At 36.5% G+C, this 17,227-nt stretch carries 12 protein-coding genes and 1 pseudogene; 6 read left to right on the top strand and 7 right to left on the bottom strand.

The features are described 5' to 3' along the window. Window positions 1–19 precede the first annotated feature (19 nt). Window positions 20–1,195 carry a signal-transduction sensor protein gene (locus BMS_RS09410; protein ID WP_014244581.1) on the top strand — a complete coding sequence of 392 codons (1,176 nt, stop codon included), beginning with the start codon at window positions 20–22 and terminating at the stop codon, window positions 1,193–1,195. Here the strand turns inward: BMS_RS09410 and BMS_RS09405 are convergent. Then, window positions 1,192–3,243 carry an ATP-dependent helicase gene (locus BMS_RS09405; protein ID WP_014244580.1) on the bottom strand — a complete coding sequence of 684 codons (2,052 nt, stop codon included), beginning with the start codon at window positions 3,241–3,243 and terminating at the stop codon, window positions 1,192–1,194. The genes BMS_RS09410 and BMS_RS09405 overlap by 4 nt on opposite strands. Before the next feature lie 420 nt (window positions 3,244–3,663). On the opposite strand from BMS_RS09405, the pseudogene BMS_RS17990 reads away from it, so the two are divergent. From BMS_RS17990 to BMS_RS09385, 3 genes and pseudogenes are all read left to right on the top strand, one after another. Continuing rightward, window positions 3,664–5,136: pseudogene (locus BMS_RS17990) on the top strand (FumA C-terminus/TtdB family hydratase beta subunit). 11 nt (window positions 5,137–5,147) lie between these two features. Continuing rightward, window positions 5,148–5,852: a CoA transferase subunit A gene (locus tag BMS_RS09390; protein ID WP_014244579.1), complete on the top strand. Its 705-nt coding sequence runs from the start codon at window positions 5,148–5,150 to the stop codon at window positions 5,850–5,852. Between the two features lie 12 nt (window positions 5,853–5,864). Continuing rightward, complete coding sequence (locus tag BMS_RS09385; protein WP_014244578.1) at window positions 5,865–6,524, top strand: CoA transferase subunit B; 660 nt, start codon at window positions 5,865–5,867, stop codon at window positions 6,522–6,524. Window positions 6,525–6,566: 42 nt separating this feature from the next. Here the strand turns inward: BMS_RS09385 and BMS_RS09380 are convergent, their stop codons facing one another. After that, window positions 6,567–7,334 carry a hypothetical protein gene (locus BMS_RS09380; RefSeq protein ID WP_044557469.1) on the bottom strand — a complete coding sequence of 256 codons (768 nt, stop codon included), beginning with the start codon at window positions 7,332–7,334 and terminating at the stop codon, window positions 6,567–6,569. A 151-nt stretch (window positions 7,335–7,485) separates the two neighbouring features. Between BMS_RS09380 and BMS_RS09375 the strand changes: the two genes are divergently transcribed. Next, on the top strand, window positions 7,486–8,559 hold the full coding sequence (locus BMS_RS09375; RefSeq protein WP_044557468.1) for a S8 family serine peptidase: 1,074 nt from the start codon (window positions 7,486–7,488) through the stop codon (window positions 8,557–8,559). Between the two features lie 17 nt (window positions 8,560–8,576). On the opposite strand, the gene BMS_RS09370 is transcribed toward BMS_RS09375, so the two are convergent. Then, window positions 8,577–9,338, bottom strand: a complete 762-nt coding sequence (locus tag BMS_RS09370; RefSeq protein ID WP_014244575.1) for a substrate-binding periplasmic protein — start codon at window positions 9,336–9,338, stop codon at window positions 8,577–8,579. A 62-nt stretch (window positions 9,339–9,400) separates the two neighbouring features. After that, on the bottom strand, window positions 9,401–9,871 hold the full coding sequence (locus tag BMS_RS09365; protein WP_014244574.1) for a hypothetical protein: 471 nt from the start codon (window positions 9,869–9,871) through the stop codon (window positions 9,401–9,403). Window positions 9,872–10,032: 161 nt separating this feature from the next. Here BMS_RS09365 and BMS_RS09360 point away from each other — a divergent pair, with 161 nt between their 5' ends. Beyond that, entirely contained in the window at window positions 10,033–10,641 is a 609-nt protein-coding gene (locus BMS_RS09360; RefSeq protein WP_014244573.1) for an outer membrane beta-barrel protein, read from the top strand. A 22-nt stretch (window positions 10,642–10,663) separates the two neighbouring features. Here the strand turns inward: BMS_RS09360 and BMS_RS09355 are convergent, their stop codons facing one another. From BMS_RS09355 to BMS_RS09345, 3 genes are read right to left on the bottom strand one after another with little or no spacing between them, the layout of a single operon-like run. Beyond that, on the bottom strand, window positions 10,664–11,245 hold the full coding sequence (locus BMS_RS09355; RefSeq protein WP_014244572.1) for a hypothetical protein: 582 nt from the start codon (window positions 11,243–11,245) through the stop codon (window positions 10,664–10,666). Further along, a complete protein-coding gene (locus BMS_RS09350; RefSeq protein ID WP_014244571.1) occupies window positions 11,245–13,647 on the bottom strand; it encodes a gluzincin family metallopeptidase in 2,403 nt (800 codons plus the stop codon). Before BMS_RS09350 ends, BMS_RS09355 begins: the two co-directional genes overlap by 1 nt. An 18-nt stretch (window positions 13,648–13,665) precedes the next feature. Continuing rightward, a complete protein-coding gene (locus BMS_RS09345) occupies window positions 13,666–17,013 on the bottom strand; it encodes a hypothetical protein (RefSeq protein WP_014244570.1) in 3,348 nt (1,115 codons plus the stop codon). Window positions 17,014–17,227: the final 214 nt, after the last annotated feature.

Raw genomic sequence — 17,227 nt, 5'->3', positions numbered from 1 at the left:
TAAAATATAAGGAGTTTTTGTGAGTAATATAGAGGCCAGTTTACTGATTAATGAAATATTTTTTTCAAAAACAGACCTTAACGGAAATATACAATTTGGTAATGAGGTTTTTACAAGAATTTGTGAGTTCAATTTGGAAGATATGCAAAGTCGTCCTCATAATATTGTTAGACATCCGTCAATGCCGAAGGAAGTTTTCAAAATATTATGGAGTTATTTAGAAAGTCATAAACCAGTATGTTCTTATGTTAAAAATAAAACAAAGAATAATAAGTACTACTGGGTTTTTGCATTGGTCATACCGCTTGAAGATGGTCATTTATCAATAAGAGTTAAGCCTACCTCTAGTTCGTTAAAAAAAATATCAGAGTTATATGATAAGTGCAGTAAAGTTGAGCAGGAAGTAGGTGGGATATCTGGTACTCTAATTAAGTCTATAAAGGCGTTAGGTTATAGTTCTTACTCTGACTTTATGATTCAATCTATAGTAGACGAATTAAAAAGCAGATCTGAAATTATTATTAATAATAAAGATCCAAACTATGAACAACATAGAGAATTTCTTAGGCACATTAATAAGTTCTGTAGTTTAAAAGAAATTTCAAAAGATATTAATAGTCTTGTTGAAGGTCTTTCTAAAGACTTTAGTACTATTAAATATGTCTCAATATCGTTACTTGCCATGCTTGAACACTACGGTGCTGAAGCATCTCCGCTTCGTGTGATTGTGGAAAGCTTTTCGACTTGGAGCAAAGATATACAAAAGATTTTACAATCCTTTATTGGTATTAACAAAAAATTTAATGCATCTCTTGATAAAGTTAGATTTAAGATTTCTACATATTCTCTTCAGAATGAAATGTCTGATTATTTCAAAGAAGAGTCTAATAATAAAGAGTATATTGATTTACTCAATATGTTGTCACAAAGCGGACAATTAGAAAGTCGAGAGAGCCTTCGAGATATGAAGGCCATAACTCGAAAATTTAACAATATATTTGAGAAGTTGCAAAATAGTTCACTTGTTATGAAGGTGATAAAGATGAATTCCCGAATAGAGTATGGGAAATTAGGTCAATCTGATAGTAATATAGAATCTGGAATTGGTAATATTGATGATTTTGTAAACTCTATAAGCTTGAAGTTTAAAGAATTAGATAAATATTTTAGTCACATTGATAAGATGTTAAATTAAAACATCGAATCATCATCTAGTCCATCGATGAGGTTGGCAAAGAATCCTTTCTTGTAGTCGTCGGCCTCTTCTTCAGTCATATGCCCGAAGGTTGTTCTATCTTGATGGACACAGAAACCATCTTTATCTAGTTCGTTGATAAAGCGACTAATGAAGCGAGGAGTATCTTTCCCGTAGAGCTTTCTCTCTTTACAGTAGGTCATTATGAGCTTTTGTTGAGCACGTGTAATTCCCACATAGCAGAGGCGTCTTTCTTCAGAAATATCCTCTCCATTTTTAATGGTATTCTTATGCGGTAAGCTTTCTTCTTCTACGCCAACCATATAGACCGTATCAAATTCAAGACCCTTAGATGAATGGAAAGTCATCATAGTGACTTCGTTCTTTCTAATGTCGTCGTCCTCATCTTCTTCTGTATCTTGGTTATCTTGGAGGAGTAGTTTTTCTACAAAGTTCTTTAGAGTCGCGTGGGCTCCGTTATATTTAACAAATCTCTCCGCTGACTCTATAAAGAAATTTACATCATTGCGTCTTCTCTCTACTTGTTTGGCACTGTCGTAAGACTTATCAATAAATTCGTAGAATCCAATATCTTCAACTAATTTACTTATCGCCTCTGGCAGAGATTGAAGATCAAAGACCTCTTTGAACTTTGTAATGATTCCCGTGAAGTCTCTAATATGTTTTTCTCTATTTGGGTCTAAGTCTGGATAGCGGTAGAGAGCTTCGTAGAGTGAGATATCTTCTTGCTCAGACTTTTCCAAATACTTCTCAAGAGTTCTTGATCCAATCCCACGGTTAGGGATATTGAGAATTCTTCTTAGTTGAAGTTGGTCTTTTGGATTTAGGATTACTGTTAAGTAGGCCATCAAATCCTTAACTTCTTTTTTTTCATAGAATTTCTGTCCACCTATAATTGTGTAGGGGATTTGATTCATTCTAAAAACTTCTTCAAAAGGTTGGGCCTGTGTATTTGATCTGTAGAGAACAGCAATGTCACCAAGGTGCCCTCCATTGGATTGATGTTTAGAGATCTCATCAGAAATAACTTCTGCCTCATGTTCTGTATTGGCCATAGACCAAAGAAGAGGTGTGTGTGAGCTCTTTCTCTGTGACCAAAGTGTCTTATCTCTTCGGTTTATATTTTCTTTAATCACTTTATTGGCAAGCTCTAAAATTGAGCTAACAGATCTATAATTTTCTTCTAGTTTAACAACCTTTGCTCCTGGGAACATTCTTTCAAAGCTTAGGATATTTGTAATGTCTGCACCTCTAAATGAGTAGATCGCTTGATCGTCATCACCCACAACACAGAGGTTATTATGAGTAGAAGTCAGTCCAGTGATAAGATCAAATTGAAGATTATTAGTATCTTGGTATTCATCGATCATGATATAGCGAAACTGCTCAGAGTATTGCTTGGCCACTTCTGGAAAATCTGTAAATAGCTTTACCGTTAAAAAGAGAATGTCATCAAAATCAATGGCATTGTAAAACTTCAATTTGTCTTGGTAATAGTCATAGACGTAATGAGTTGCGTGATCATAAGGATCTTCGTCATCAAAGTACTCACTATCAGCATAGTCATCTGGTCCAATTCCCTGATTCTTTAATTTACCAATTTTTGCCATAATGATCTTTTGATCAAATTGCTTACCGGCCTTAAAACTCTTTAGGGCCTCGCGCATAATGGCCGATTGATCAGCAGAATCGTAAATTGAAAAATTCTTGTGATAGCCTAATTTTGAAATTTCTTTTTTCAAAATCTTCACTCCCAGAGAGTGAAATGTAGCCATGGTAAGGCCTCTTGCCTTTTTCTTACCCAGCAGGCCTATGATTCTTTCACGCATTTCTTTGGCCGCTTTATTAGTGAAACTAACAGCGAGAATGGACTTTTGTGGAAGAGCGAGATTGTCCACCATATGGGCAATACGGTAGGTAATGGTTCTAGTTTTACCACTACCTGCACCGGCCAATATTAGAAGAGGCCCATCAATCGTTTCTGCTGCTTGTCTCTGTGCAGCATTTAGTCCACTCAATGAAATCATAGGCTATACAATAGCTTAAAATGGGAACCATCGCCAATGACAAATTGAGAATATAACTAGGCAATAAAAGAGGCCATTGTTATACTTTGGCAAACTGATTTCATTAATTTTTAAACATAACTCAATAAATTATAGGGAAGAGGAGTCTTATCTATGGCAAGGAAAATAGCGAAAGCTACTAAAACGAAGAAGAAGGTCGTTAAGAAAAAAGTAGCGAAGAAGACAGCAAAGAAAGTGGCGAAAAAGGCAACCAAAAAAGTTGCGAAGAAAGTTGCGAAAAAGGCAGCCAAAAAAGTTGCGAAGAAAGTTGCGAAAAAGGCAGCCAAAAAAGTCGCGAAAAAGACAACTAAGAAAGTTGCGAAGAAGACGGCTAAAAAGAAAATAGCTAAGAAAACTACGAAGAAAGTCACAAAGAAAGTCGTGGCCATCAATACAGATAAATTACTCTTTGATTCTATTCTTGAATTGATAAGATCAACATCTGCTGAAATTCCTGCAGACATACAAAAAGTTGTTCTTGAAGCTCTTGCTAGAGAAGAGAAAAATACGACAGCTGAATATGCAATGGGAATTATTAAGGCCAATATTGAACTTGCTAAGAGAAAGTCTCAGCCTCTTTGTCAGGATACTGGAACAATTCTCTTCTACGTTTCTCACCCAGCTGGATTTAATCAAATTAAGTTTACTAGAGTAGTTAAGAAGGCCGTTGTAAAGGCAACTGAAATTGGTTACCTAAGACAAAATTCTGTTGATTCACTAACTGGTAAGAACGATACAATGAATATTGGTCCTGGACATCCAGATATTCACTTTCATGAGCACTCTAAGAGTACTATTGAAGTTAAGCTAATGCTTAAGGGTGGTGGTTGCGAAAACGTAGGTGCTCAATACTCTCTTCCAAATACAGCACTTGAAGCGGGAAGAGACTTAGACGGTGTTAGAAAAGTTATTCTTGATGCAATTGTTAAGGCCCAAGGAAAAGGTTGTGGACCAGGTGTTCTTGGGGTGACAATTGGAGGAGATAGAGGAGCAGGTTATGTATTCTCTAAAGAGCAACTCCTTAGAAAACTCGACGATACTAATCCTATTGCAGAGCTAGCAGCATTAGAGAAAGATATTGTAGAGACTGCTAATAAACTTGGAATTGGTCCAATGGGATTTGGTGGAAAGACAACACTTCTAGGCTGTAAAGTCGGAGCATTGAATAGACTTCCAGCAAGTTTCTTTGTTTCAATTTCTTATATGTGTTGGGCCTATAGAAGACAGGGTGTCCTTCTTGATAAGTCGAATAAAATTAAGCGTTGGTTATACTAAGAGGTTGCTATGAAGAGAATTGATTTTCCATTTAATAAGGAACAAATTAGAGAACTTCGTGTAGGCGATATGGTTCTCATTTCAGGAAAAATGTTCACCGGAAGAGATGCTGTACATAAGCGCTTGCATGAAGGTGTGAAGCCTCCGGTTGATCTTAATAATCAAATTATTTATCACTGTGGTCCAGTTATTATTCAAGATAAGAAGACTGGCAAATATGAAGTCAAGGCCGCAGGTCCAACGACATCTATCAGAGAGGAACCTTACCAATGGGAAGTGATGCGCGATCATGGCATTCTTGGCGTTATTGGTAAAGGTGGAATGGGACCTAAGACTCTACAAGGTTGTATGGATTACGGTTGTGTTTACTTCCATGCGATTGGTGGTGCTGCACAAGTTCTGGCCGAAAAAATTGAATCAGTAGATGATGTTTTTTGGCAAGATCTTGGTTCACCAGAGGCAATCTGGGAATTAACAGTAAAGGATTTTCCTGTTGTTGTAACTATGGACTCTCACGGTGGTTCTCTCCATGCAAAGGTAGAGGAGAGTAGTGCCGCGAAGTTAAAAGAATTTCTATAGGAGAGGTTGTAATGAAAGGTTTAAATAAAGTTGTAAAAACTTATGAAGAGGCCCTAGCAGGTCTTGCAAATGATCAACTCCTGATGGTTGGTGGTTTTGGTCTTTGTGGAATCCCAGAGGGATTGATTGATAAAGTTGCCGAAGCTGGAGTAACAGGTCTTACTTGTATTTCTAATAATGCAGGTGTGGACGGTTTTGGTCTTGGAAAGCTCTTAGAGAAGAGACAGATTAAAACGATGATTGGCTCTTATGTTGGTGAAAATAAATTATTTGAAGAACTCTTCTTGAGTGGTCAAATGGAAGTTATCTTAACTCCACAGGGAACTCTTGCTGAAAAAATCCGTGCAACAGGTGCAGGTATTCCAGGATTCTATACGGCTACAGGATATGGTACTCAGGTTGCTGAAGGAAAAGAGACTAAAGAGTTTAATGGTAGAATGTATGTCCTGGAAGAAGCTTATCCAAAAGCAGACTTTGCACTAGTGAAGGCCTGGAAAGCTGATACTCAAGGGAATTTAATTTTTAGAAAAACAGCTCGTAACTTCAACTCTATGATTGCAACTGCTGGCAAGATCACAGTCGCAGAAGTGGAGGAGATTGTAGAAGCAGGTGAACTCGATCCTAATGAAATTCAAGTTCCTGGAATTTACGTTAATCGCGTAATTAAAGGGGAGTTTGAAAAGAGAATTGAGCAAAGAACAGTTAAACAAAATTAGAAAGGTGGAACTATGGCCTTAAGTAAAGAACAAATTGCACAAAGAATTGCAAGAGAACTTAAAGATGGATTTTACGTTAATTTAGGGATTGGTATCCCGACACTTGTCGCTAATTACGTACCAAAAGATATTGAAATAATGCTTCAGTCTGAAAATGGACTCCTTGGGATGGGAGAATTTCCTACTGAAGAAAATGTAGATGCCGATCTCATTAATGCCGGTAAGCAAACTGTAACTTGCGCTAAGGGAGCATCTTTCTTTGATTCGGCCGAGAGCTTTGCCATGATTAGAGGTGGTCACGTAGATCTTACTGTACTAGGTGCATTTGAAGTTGATCAAAAAGGAAATATAGCTTCATGGATGATTCCTGGTAAATTAGTAAAGGGAATGGGGGGAGCTATGGACCTCGTTGCTGGAGCAGAGAATATTATTGTTGCTATGACTCACGCAAATAAGCATGGTGTTTCTAAAATTTTAAAAGAGTGCTCTTTACCACTTACAGGTGTTCAGTGTGTAAAGAAAATCGTTTCTGATCTAGCTGTACTTGAGCTGATTGATGGTAAGTTTCACTTACTTGAAAGAGCTCCGGGTGTTTCAGTAGAAGAGATCGTTGAGAAAACAGAAGCTGAACTTGTTATAAGTGGTGATGTTCCAGAGATGACGTTTAATTAATTTCAAAAATTGCGAAGGCCATCTGCCTTCGCATTTTACTATCTATAAACCACTACAAGACTTTTCTATTGGAACATTCTTTTCATACTTCTTAGTTTTAAAATTAAATACATTTGATGTCTTCCACTTCATGCAATGAATCGGCTCTGCAAAGTTAATATCCTCTGGTGTTGTCTCTCTCGGAACATCACTGGTCTTATAAATACATACATTAAATTCTAAGTTTGTACTTTTGGCAGAACCGTCAGAATAAAAAGATGTGGAAGGTAAGTCTGATACATAAACCTTAGGAAAAGTAGGGGACTCTCTAAGTAAGTACTCTTCTCCATCTTCGCCATATGAATTCGGGTTAGAGTTCCATCTATAGTAATCGTGTCGACTACTTGATACATCAGAACTATTATAAATAGGATCTTTATCTATAGAGTCAATAACCCAATTAGGATGGTTAAACTTCTCTATTGACCCAAAGAATTGTCTCGATGTTCCACTGTACTTAGTAACTTTACCATTCTCATCTATCATTTCGTTGTAGACACAACCTCTAATGAATTGGACAACAGCGTAGTCTTCTAAGTGTTTAACTTGATCCGTTTGATATGAGATTATTGCCTTTGTTCCATAGGATCTCTCCACACCTCTAGAAACAATATAGTCTGTAACCTGTAGATGAAAGTTTTTAAGGGTACAACTGTCATTCTTCTTACAGTCAGAGTTCTTAATTTTATGTTCAAATACAATATCTCGTTGAACCCCTGCACTTATATTTATACTTTGTAATATCAATAAGATAGCTAAGCTTTTCTTCACAGGGTCTCCTTTTATAGTTGCTTTTTCGGCATACAATAGCTCAAAAAGTTATGAAAATGACGCATTGTGTAAAGATTTCAAGATCCCACTACTTAGCTGGTATGGCCGCTAAAATATCTCAGAATCTATTCAATTAACCTAAGGAATGTCGATGCTGTTTATAGCTCTTCTCTCATTATTATTTACTAATTTTGCACAAGCATCAGGTAATAATGTCGATCTACTTATTGAGAATAATCCAAAGATAATGAAAGACTTTGAGTATGTTTCTCGCTTGGATATCAAACGAGAAGTTAAGATCGCAGTAATCGGAGATTATGTTCACCCTGAAGAGTTTGAGAGTATTAAGACTAACCCCGAAGAAATTGAGGGGAATGGAATTGATGATGACGGAAATGGATATATAGACGATATCTTTGGATTTGATTCAGATATGAGAAATGGGAGACTGCTCACTCCAGTTATGACAGGACATGAGAATGGAATTGTCTCTATAATGGATGCAATTATCTCTAATTATAATCTCTCTCGTTTCGTAAGTATTATTCCCATCAATATCTACACATCTGATGGAAGATTTGATGAATTTAGATTTAAGAAGTTAGCTGATTCTATTGACTACGCAATCGCAAGAGGCGCAAAAATTATTTCAATTAGTCAGGGAGTTTCTAAGTTTAATAGATACTCATTTAGATTTATTGATGGTGATGCTAATAAGTCTATGGCCTATATACAGTCAGCAATAGATAGAGCGAAGAATAGCGGAGCGGTTGTTGTTGGCTCTGTATCTAATGAAGCTGCTAGAGATCATGTATTGGATCCTTCTATCCCTGGTAATCTAGAGAATGTCTTATCAGTCGCGAATGTAAACTTTAACGGCGTTATTGAAAGTGGTTACGGAAAGAATGTAGACTTGGCCTATTACGGAACTGATATTTTCGTGTGGGAAGGAAGATGTGGGGATTATAAGTATCAATCAATATGGACATGCGATCAGGGTGGTAATAATTCAGGCTTTAAGAGTGTTAAAGGTAGTTCATTATCTACACCTATTGTTGCTCTATCGTTAGGTATACTAAGTGCAACAGGTGTTGACCTTGTAATGAGTAATCGTCTAAAAGAAGATATTAGATCGTCGTGCTCAGACTCTATAGTTGGAAAGAGAAACACTATTTCAAAGTGTATTTATTCACCTTCTAAGTTTTCTACTAAGTATAAAAAGTAGTACCTAGTCTGCTGTAACTATAGTGTGTACTTTGTGATTTCTTCAGGAGTATCTGATTGAAATGTCTCGTGAAGTAGTTTTTGATAATCCTTACTTTTTAAAAATTGAGTCATTTTCTTATTTAAAGTTTTATAAACCTCTTTTGCGTTAGGAGAGGTTTTATTTATGAAAATTGCCGCTTCAGCGTGGTGTACTAGCTTTCTGTGGTAGGCTAATTTATCAAAATTCTTCTTATCTACAATATCCTTTACTGAATTAAATAGCGGCGAGAAAATGATAAAGTCTATTCTACCTCTTAGAAGTAAATTAAACGCATTTTCTGAGTCTATATAAGATGTTATCTCAAACCCGTGCTTTTTAGCAAACTCTTCCTCTTTTAATGAACCTCTTAAAATTCCAATCTTTATATTTTGTAACTTCTCTAGATCTTTATGGAGATGATTTTCATTCTTCTTTAAAAATAATAAGCGAACATTTAAGTCAAAGAGTGTGATCTTATAGGTATTATTCAATGTTTCTTTAGAGAAGTTATCGTCAGCACCTAAGTGATAGAAACTTGTTCCATTCTTATATGAATTAATAGAACGTTTTGCGGGAAACTTTACGACTTTTATGTCTAGAGATGAGTGCTTACTAAACCCCTTTATTAATTTATCTACAAAGCCTTGATTGTCTGGTTGTAGAAATGGTGGATAATTAAAGGAGGAGAGGTCTATCTGATTTGCACTAATACTGAAAGATAGAAGTATAGCAAAAATTGAAAACAATTTTTTTATCATTAAATTCTCACTTATGGTTTTATACTATCTTAATAACCATAAGTGGTACTTGCAATCAAAATTTAGTTACATAGATCTGGAAATGGTGCAGCCTCTAATGAGTAACTTGGAATACATTGACCTTCCCAAACCGCTTCACCAGTCATTGGGTTTCCAATATATGTAGAGTAGCCCATAAACCATGTGATGACCTTCTCTTTGCCTGTTAAAGTGTACTCATTCATAAGAACTTCAGGAAGCATTCCGTCTACTGAATAACACCAACCATGAGATCTCATCATAGTGTCGCTAAGAACTTCCATGGCATCAAGGCCAATAGGAGAGTTATAAATTTGTGAAATACCGTAATCACTCGCAAGGTTTGGAATATTGTTCTGGCCCAGAACATTGAGACTTAATTCGCCAATACTTTGATAACTATCTGTAACTACAGTACTAAAAATAGGAGTACTCTTACAGGAGTCAATAATTTCAAATCTTGTGGCCTTTGTATTGGCACTAAATAAGATCAATAGTGTCACTAAGTACTTCATATTATTTCCTTTCTGAGATTATTTGAAAGAGTTATACTATAATGGTTAGAGTTTGTTCACTATTTGAAGAAATTACAAAAATCACCAGTACGCGCGTGTTTTTGTCATACTAATTACAAAGGGTCCAAGGTTAGGACCAATAAGTAAATTATGGAGGATATATGAAAAATATCAAAATTATTTCCCTTTTTACATTTCTAGTTCTTTCATCGAATTCCTTTGCTGGAATTCTTGTTGAGCCATTCATTGGATATGGAATTGGAAGTTCAGAGTACACAACTGGATCTTTAACTGCTGATGCAAAAAATACTGGGCCACAATTTGGTGCAAGATTAGGCTATACGGCTTTTGGCTTTATGGGTGGTTTAGAGTATAGAAAGACGTCTGGTTCACTAAGCTACGACAAGCATACAGGTGGTGGAACGTGGACAAACAGTGGAGTCGATCAAGACTACTCTGGTACAGAAATTGGTGCATTCTTAGGTTATGAGCTTCCAATTCTTTTAAGGGCCTATGTTGGATATACTTTCAATACTAAGTGGGAGTTTGATAAGAATGGTGCTTGGATTGGTGCTGCGAATGACGAACTCAGTGGAAACACTACTACACTTGGTGTTGGCTTTACAGGTCTTCCTTTTGTTAGTTTAAATTTAGAATTTAGAATGATTGAATTAGATAAGTACAAAGATGTTAGTCTTGGTACAGAGACATCTACTGACTTCAGTTCAAATGAAGTTGTTTTTGGTGTATCTCTTCCACTTGATTTATAAAGATTATGAACTAGGCCCTCTATTAAGGGTCTAGTTTCATTTTTATCGAAAAGCTATTCTTCTTATTTTCAAAATTTGTTCTATTCCACACAGTCAATTGTTTTCCAGTCTGGGCATCAACTTGTGCTTCAAAGCTGTTGGCAGGTAAGTTAGGGTCACTTTGAATAGTTACTTGTACTTGCTCAATGTAAGTTGCTTTATTGGCAATAACTCTAATTATTCCACTATTTTTTTTGATAAAGACTTTGCTATCTTCACCTAGTTTATTCAATAGGTCGTTAGCATAGAGTTTCTTCCAATCTGGGTTAGGAGAATTTGTGTAAGTCGTTCTATCATTTATCTTACCAAGAATTTCACGCTTAGTTTTCTTATCAATTGGTCTTGGAATTGAAGCAGGAGCTCTAAGAATATTTTGATCTTCTTTCTTATTTGAAATCTTAACTTTCTTCTTTTCACGCTCAGTGGTTTTATAAACATTTAGCCCTGTCTCAGACTTATAATATGTTTGCCAGTTCTTGTCTTCATTCTTATTTAAGTTGATGACGACTAGGTATACTGGTATCGAAAAAATAGAGATAAATAGTATTATTTTAAATAATTTCATTAATCTATTACCGTAAATTGAAAGTTAATAACTTTAAATGGATCAGCGCCAGAGTACTTATAGTCTTTATATTCATCTCCATTTTGTTCAAAAGGAGTATGGACATTAGGAGAATAAGTATTACCTGTATCTTCACTTGAATAGTTGTGGCAGTCTTCACAATTAGTAAATGTCACTCTTAATCTACAATTAACTGTTGTTCCTGGAGGAATAGAAGGACTCACTTCAAGAAAGAAGATATTACTAGCTTTAAACTCATTCTCTCCATTGCTATCGACAAGAGATTCTGCCCATGTCTTTTTAGCATCAATTCTAGAATACCATGCAACGTCAGCACCCTTTGGAGCTCTAATTAAGCAGTCTTTCGTCGATGACGAACCACCTAAGCACTCTGTGGCCTCAATTGCTTTTGAATTCATATAGGTTTCCTGGCTAACCCATACGGCCGCATCGTCTTGAGTATCTTGGAAAAAACATACTGGTTCTACAGTTTGTGTATCAAGAACGCCAACACCATTATCTAGTGCTTCATCAGCACAGCCTGGATGAGTAGTAGGAGTAACTCCACCCTGACTTGTACTAGGGAAGTTATCGCTTAGATTATTACATGGCTTTCCATCTTGCATATGATCCCAATCATTAGCGAGAATTCTAACTCCGGCCATTGTGCTATTAGAATTATTGTATAGGTTTAGAAGTACGCCAACGAGCTCTCCTGGAGAGATTTGTCCATTGCCATTGTTGTACTTTAAGTTACCATTTTCAAAAATAGTATTACTCAAAGAGCCGTCAATAAACCCATTGGTTAAACTCTTGGCCGCTGCATTCATATCTGAGTAGCTATCAAAAATAAAAGCTGTAGATTTTCCTGTTCTATTGTCTACAATAACCTGATTCTTTTTGATGAGAACTGTCTTCTGTCTATTTAACTCTTCAACTTTCTGTAATGATTCAGCAAGAGATCTACTGCCATTTACATCATAGTTTTTAAAGAGTAGGAGACCATAGTCATCTAATAATTGTTCTAGTCTTTGGATATTATACGAATTGAAGTTACATAGACTTGAGTCTGTTGCAACAGAGCCTTTTACGAATCTAGAAAATACTTGAGCAAAACGTCTGTAAGTGACGGGCTTATTTTTCTGTAACCATTCTTTCGCATTTTCTGGAGTGTGATTCACTCCATAACTACCAGCACCTTCAATTCCATAAGAGGAGAAGTCTCCTAGGTAGGCTAAAGTTTCGATTAATAATCTGAAAGTAAATGTTCTAGCATAGTCATTATTAAACGAGCATGCACTTTGAAGGTCTTTAGTGAAGGCCACTAAGAAGTGAGAAATTATTTGTCCCGCATAGTGAATTTCTTCAGAATTATCTTCTGGATTATTTGGATCGTATCCTAGGTATGTTGGGTAGGAGAGTCTTCCCTCTGAGCTTTCACTTACACCGGCCGCGTGAATAGGGTCACTTTCACTCATTGGACGACTAAGGTTTAAGAATCTTCCCATGGCCCATTCTCCAATATGAGAGCGACCATTCATATAATAGCTAAAGAAGTCAGCTAGACCTTCATTTATTGCCTTTCCTTCGTCGTAGGCGAAGTAACCAAGGTTAGAATCAATGGCAACTGTCCCACTTGCTCTTGATCTAAAATTCATAGCATTGTGAACAAGTGCATGGCCAAGCTCGTGATAGAGAACTGATGGATCTTGTACAAATTTTACATTTTCATAAATACTATCAAAGCCTAAACATATCGAATAGGTCGATGGACTAAAGAATGCGTTATTAGGCAGATCATCACAGAGAGCATATCCTCTGAGCGGAGAGCTCTCCCAAGTGGCACCGCTATTGAAGAGGCTCATTGGAATTGATGTGGATAGGCCACTTGCTCCTGGTCCGTAATAGGAAGAGTAGGCGGTAACTAAGTCTGTATTATATTTTGAGATCATCCAATTCATATGTGTAAACATTTGAACTTGATCAAACTCTACTGTGCTTGCATCAAAAGCCCACTTCTGATTTGTTGATTGATAGAGTGGAGATATATTATCTTTCTTTACTTCAAAACATTGAGGGTCATCAATACAAGACTTTTGTAAGTATTGTCCGTTAATAACTTCGTCTTGTTGTGATTTCAAAAGAGTATTTAGATTTATTGTATGATCTAGTGCTGGATTTCCTGAAAGTATAATAGGGTTGTCATGTAACACTCTTCCAAACCCTATATTTACTGAAGCTGAAGTATTGGAAACGCCTCCGCTAGAAGATCTTTTTCCGCCACCGCTTTGACTTGGTACACATGACGTTAAGCAAAGTGTATAAACTACAAGAGCAGACATGAAAATTGTCTGCTTACTTGCTTTTAAATTGAATCGTCCGTTTCTCTTTATTTCATCCATGTATTTTCCAATTACGTTCTACTTGCCAAATCCCAATTGACCGCTATAGTCAGCACCACCAATGGCCTGCATCTGTTGAAAGAGACCCTCTGCTGATCTTTGACTACTATCGGCTGCTTGACATTGTGAGTTTGAAGATAATTCTCCAATTTTGTTCCATTCAGCATCAAGAGAATTGTTCGTTACACTTGCAATCGCTCTATCTGCAGACTTGGTAGAGTCTTGTTTACTTTGCATATGGTAATTTAATTTCTCTCTAAAGCATGAAGACTTGCTATCATCTTTACAGTCATTAACTGCTGCAAGAATGGCATCGTTCTTATGAGCAGCACAGAAATTATCAGATGAATCTTCTAGTCTTCTTAGGATTGAGTCTATTTGACTTGCAACTTTTCCCTTGGCCTTACCTGTAGGATCAAAGTCACTTAGTTCACGTCCCTTTAGTTTTGCAGCTTGTAGCTGAGTATCTGTTAAGCCTGAAATAGCATCTTGAATTGCTTTTAATGGGTCTGTACTAACAGTACTTTTTATTTTTTCACAACTCTCTTGCTTCTTCTTATCTTCTTCACTTAACTCAGTTTCGCCCTCTTTAAGAGCTATTGTACAAGTAACATTACTTATTCCTGCGGCCATTGTTTTAATTTCATTTTCGTCAAACTTAGACGTACCGTTAATCGCTTTTTCAATCTCTGTTTTGTAATAGTCTTCTTTTTGAAAATCCTTATTAGAAATTGTCTTCGCTAGAGGTCTTGCAACTCTTTTATAGAAGTCGCTACTTTTAACTGCTTTAGGAAGATCTTTATCATCTCCTGACTCAATATACTTTTCTATTTTTCTCTTATGTTGCTCTAGATCAGAAGGAAGAGCGGCCATAGCTTGTTTAGTAAGATCATCAACTACATTTTCAATAACGTTATTATTCTCATCACAAACCTGTGCTAGAACAGAAGGGTTACTAGGTGTATCTTCATCATCTTCAGTTCCTCTTTCTCTTTCATTATTGGCACGAGCACAGATTTTTCTATACTCAGCAACAGCGTACTCAGTCTCATTAGATAAGTAATTGGCAACGCCTCCCATAGTTTCATAAAGGGCCTTAGGGGAGTAGTCAGAGTCATCACAACCAGCTGCAGGATTTAGGTTACCTAGTTGTTCATATTTATTACAGAATTCACCAACTTCTCCCATCTTTGTTGCTTGCTCTTGTTGCATATTCATATTTTGACTATTAACAAAACTTCTATAGTTATTTTCAGCGCTAGAACAATTTGAAGCGAGTGTACTCCACTTTGTCTTTTGTGTATCCATTGCTGTTTTTTGGTCATTAATATAGTTATCAATTACATCATTAATATCACTAGATTGATTTTTTAGAGTTTCTTTAAGTTTTCCAATTTGTTCTGGAAGGTTTGCAAGGAAATCTAGAGATCCACCACCGAGGAGGTCAACTCCAAACTCACTCTTTTGATTTTCAGGCATTTTGATGAAGAGACTCTCAGGGAAGTTGAAGTTTGCTCCCGGAAAGTACTTCTTTAAATAATCAGCGTCAGCTAGAACTTGTTGCTTAACTTGTGCAAGATAAGCCTCTTGTCTGGCAACTAGTGCTGTAACATTCTTATTATAAGTCGCTTGAAGAGACTTCATTTGAGACTTCTTCGTTTCTACTAGGGCAGTTGTCTCTGCAAAACAAGATTGAACTCTCGCTGAACAAGTCGTCGCATGCTTTACACAAAAAGCGTCACTTCCTTGATCAAAGATACCCTCAGCTGAACAAGTATTTGTCTTTTCTGTTCTTCCAGAACAATTAATAACAGAATCATAAATCTGGTTACCAATTGTCGCAGCAAATGTTGACTCAATTTCTTTAAGATCATTCAAGTACTGCTTAGCTCTTGAAATTTTCTTCTTCTGAGATACTTGTCCTGAGTTTCCTGTAGAGAATGTATCGTCTTGTGAATACTTTTGCTCACAAGCGCTAACTGTTTCTCTAAATAAACCATATGGCGTTGTAGTCACTGTTTGAGAACCACTATTCTTATATTGAATAGAAATATCTGAACTACCATATCTTTGGTCTAGAGCTTGGATTTGTGCAAGCTTATCTTCAATAAAGGCATCAGAATCTAAAATATTTTGAAGTGCATTCTTGTAATTTCTAAGTGCAACACTTCTATCACCATTTCCACCAGCTCTTAGAGATCTTAGGATTTGCTCAGGAGTAATTGCTACACCTTTATCTGCCATCGTTACACATTCATTGATATATTGCTTCTTAAAGTAAGTGTCGGCATCTCTTGTGAAGTTTGCAAAATCTACTCTAAAGTTCTTATCCATAGTAGGTATTTCATAACCAGGAACAATTTTAGCTAGCTCCGACTTAATACTTTCTACCTTATTATTCATTCTTGAGATTTCTGTACTAATGACTCCAATCATAGGTGTTGCGACACCCATTCTCGCTAGATCAGCACCATTTATTGATTGCTCTCCGGCCGCGACATCTTTTCTCCACTGATCAATCCCTTGAGACTCAATCTGATTTTTGATTTTTTGAATTTGAGAATTAACATCATTTTCAATCTGCGACTTATTTGTCACAAAGTTTGCAGCATCTTTATTTGTAGCAATAAGCCCAACTCTTAGACCATTGAGTCCAACCTTCGAAGCATTCGCTAAATTCTTTGTTCCTATAATATTTTGACAAGCAGGTGAGAAGTAACTTGAGTAATCTCTTGTCTTAGAGTCTACGTCAGCTGTTCCACCACCAAAGAGTTCTTGCTGAGCATCTTCTAAATCAGTTAATAACTTCTTATTCTCGTCTCTAAAGAATTGAGACTCTTTTTCAATCTTACTCATAAGAGCTTCAAGAGAATTTAATCTATCTTGTAAGCTTGTCACCATTCCTTTTTTAGCATCTTCTAAACATTGTAAACCAACAGGGTAGGCACTATTTTGTGCTGGTGAAAGAAGTTGCTCGTACATACTTGTATAAGTTCTTGCTAGATTCTTATATTGCATGGCCTGAGTGAGACCGTTTGGATCAGAGATTTCGGCTGAACAGATATCCTCTGGAAAAGCAGATCTCGCCTGAGATAATTTACAGTGAGGGAAGTACTTTGCAGGGATAACTTGCGGCTGAAGTGAACTCATCTGAGCAGCGAGCTGACTACTCATCATAGATTGTTGCATAGACTGCTGCATTGTCTGCAGGGCCGTATCCATAATCTGAACGCTTCTATCAACCCATGTCGGATCTTGAGAAGATAGAGTCATTGGAGAATAAATAAGTGCACAGATCGATGCTGTTGCACTGAACTTCCTAAGAAGTTGCACTTTATTTCTCTTTTGGTTCTTTGGAGTTTTCATCTTTACTTCCTTAAAATCTAAAACTGCTCATTTCTTCGCATATATTTCACTGTCTTATCGGGAGTTTGAGTGAAATATTTAAGTTTATAGTTACTATTTTAAGCTGATGTTGCCCTGTGGCAAAGAACTCTATACATTAGAGTAAAATTCTTGGCTTTATGACCATTTGCTGTAAAATATAGTTAATAATTTTAATAACTTCGGCCCTAGTATA

It is taken from the genome of Halobacteriovorax marinus SJ, from assembly GCF_000210915.2.
Classification (GTDB): Bacteria; Bdellovibrionota; Bacteriovoracia; order Bacteriovoracales; family Bacteriovoracaceae; genus Halobacteriovorax; species Halobacteriovorax marinus.
Note: the sequence above shows the minus strand (reverse complement) of the source record. Positions and strands in the feature narration are given on the sequence as shown.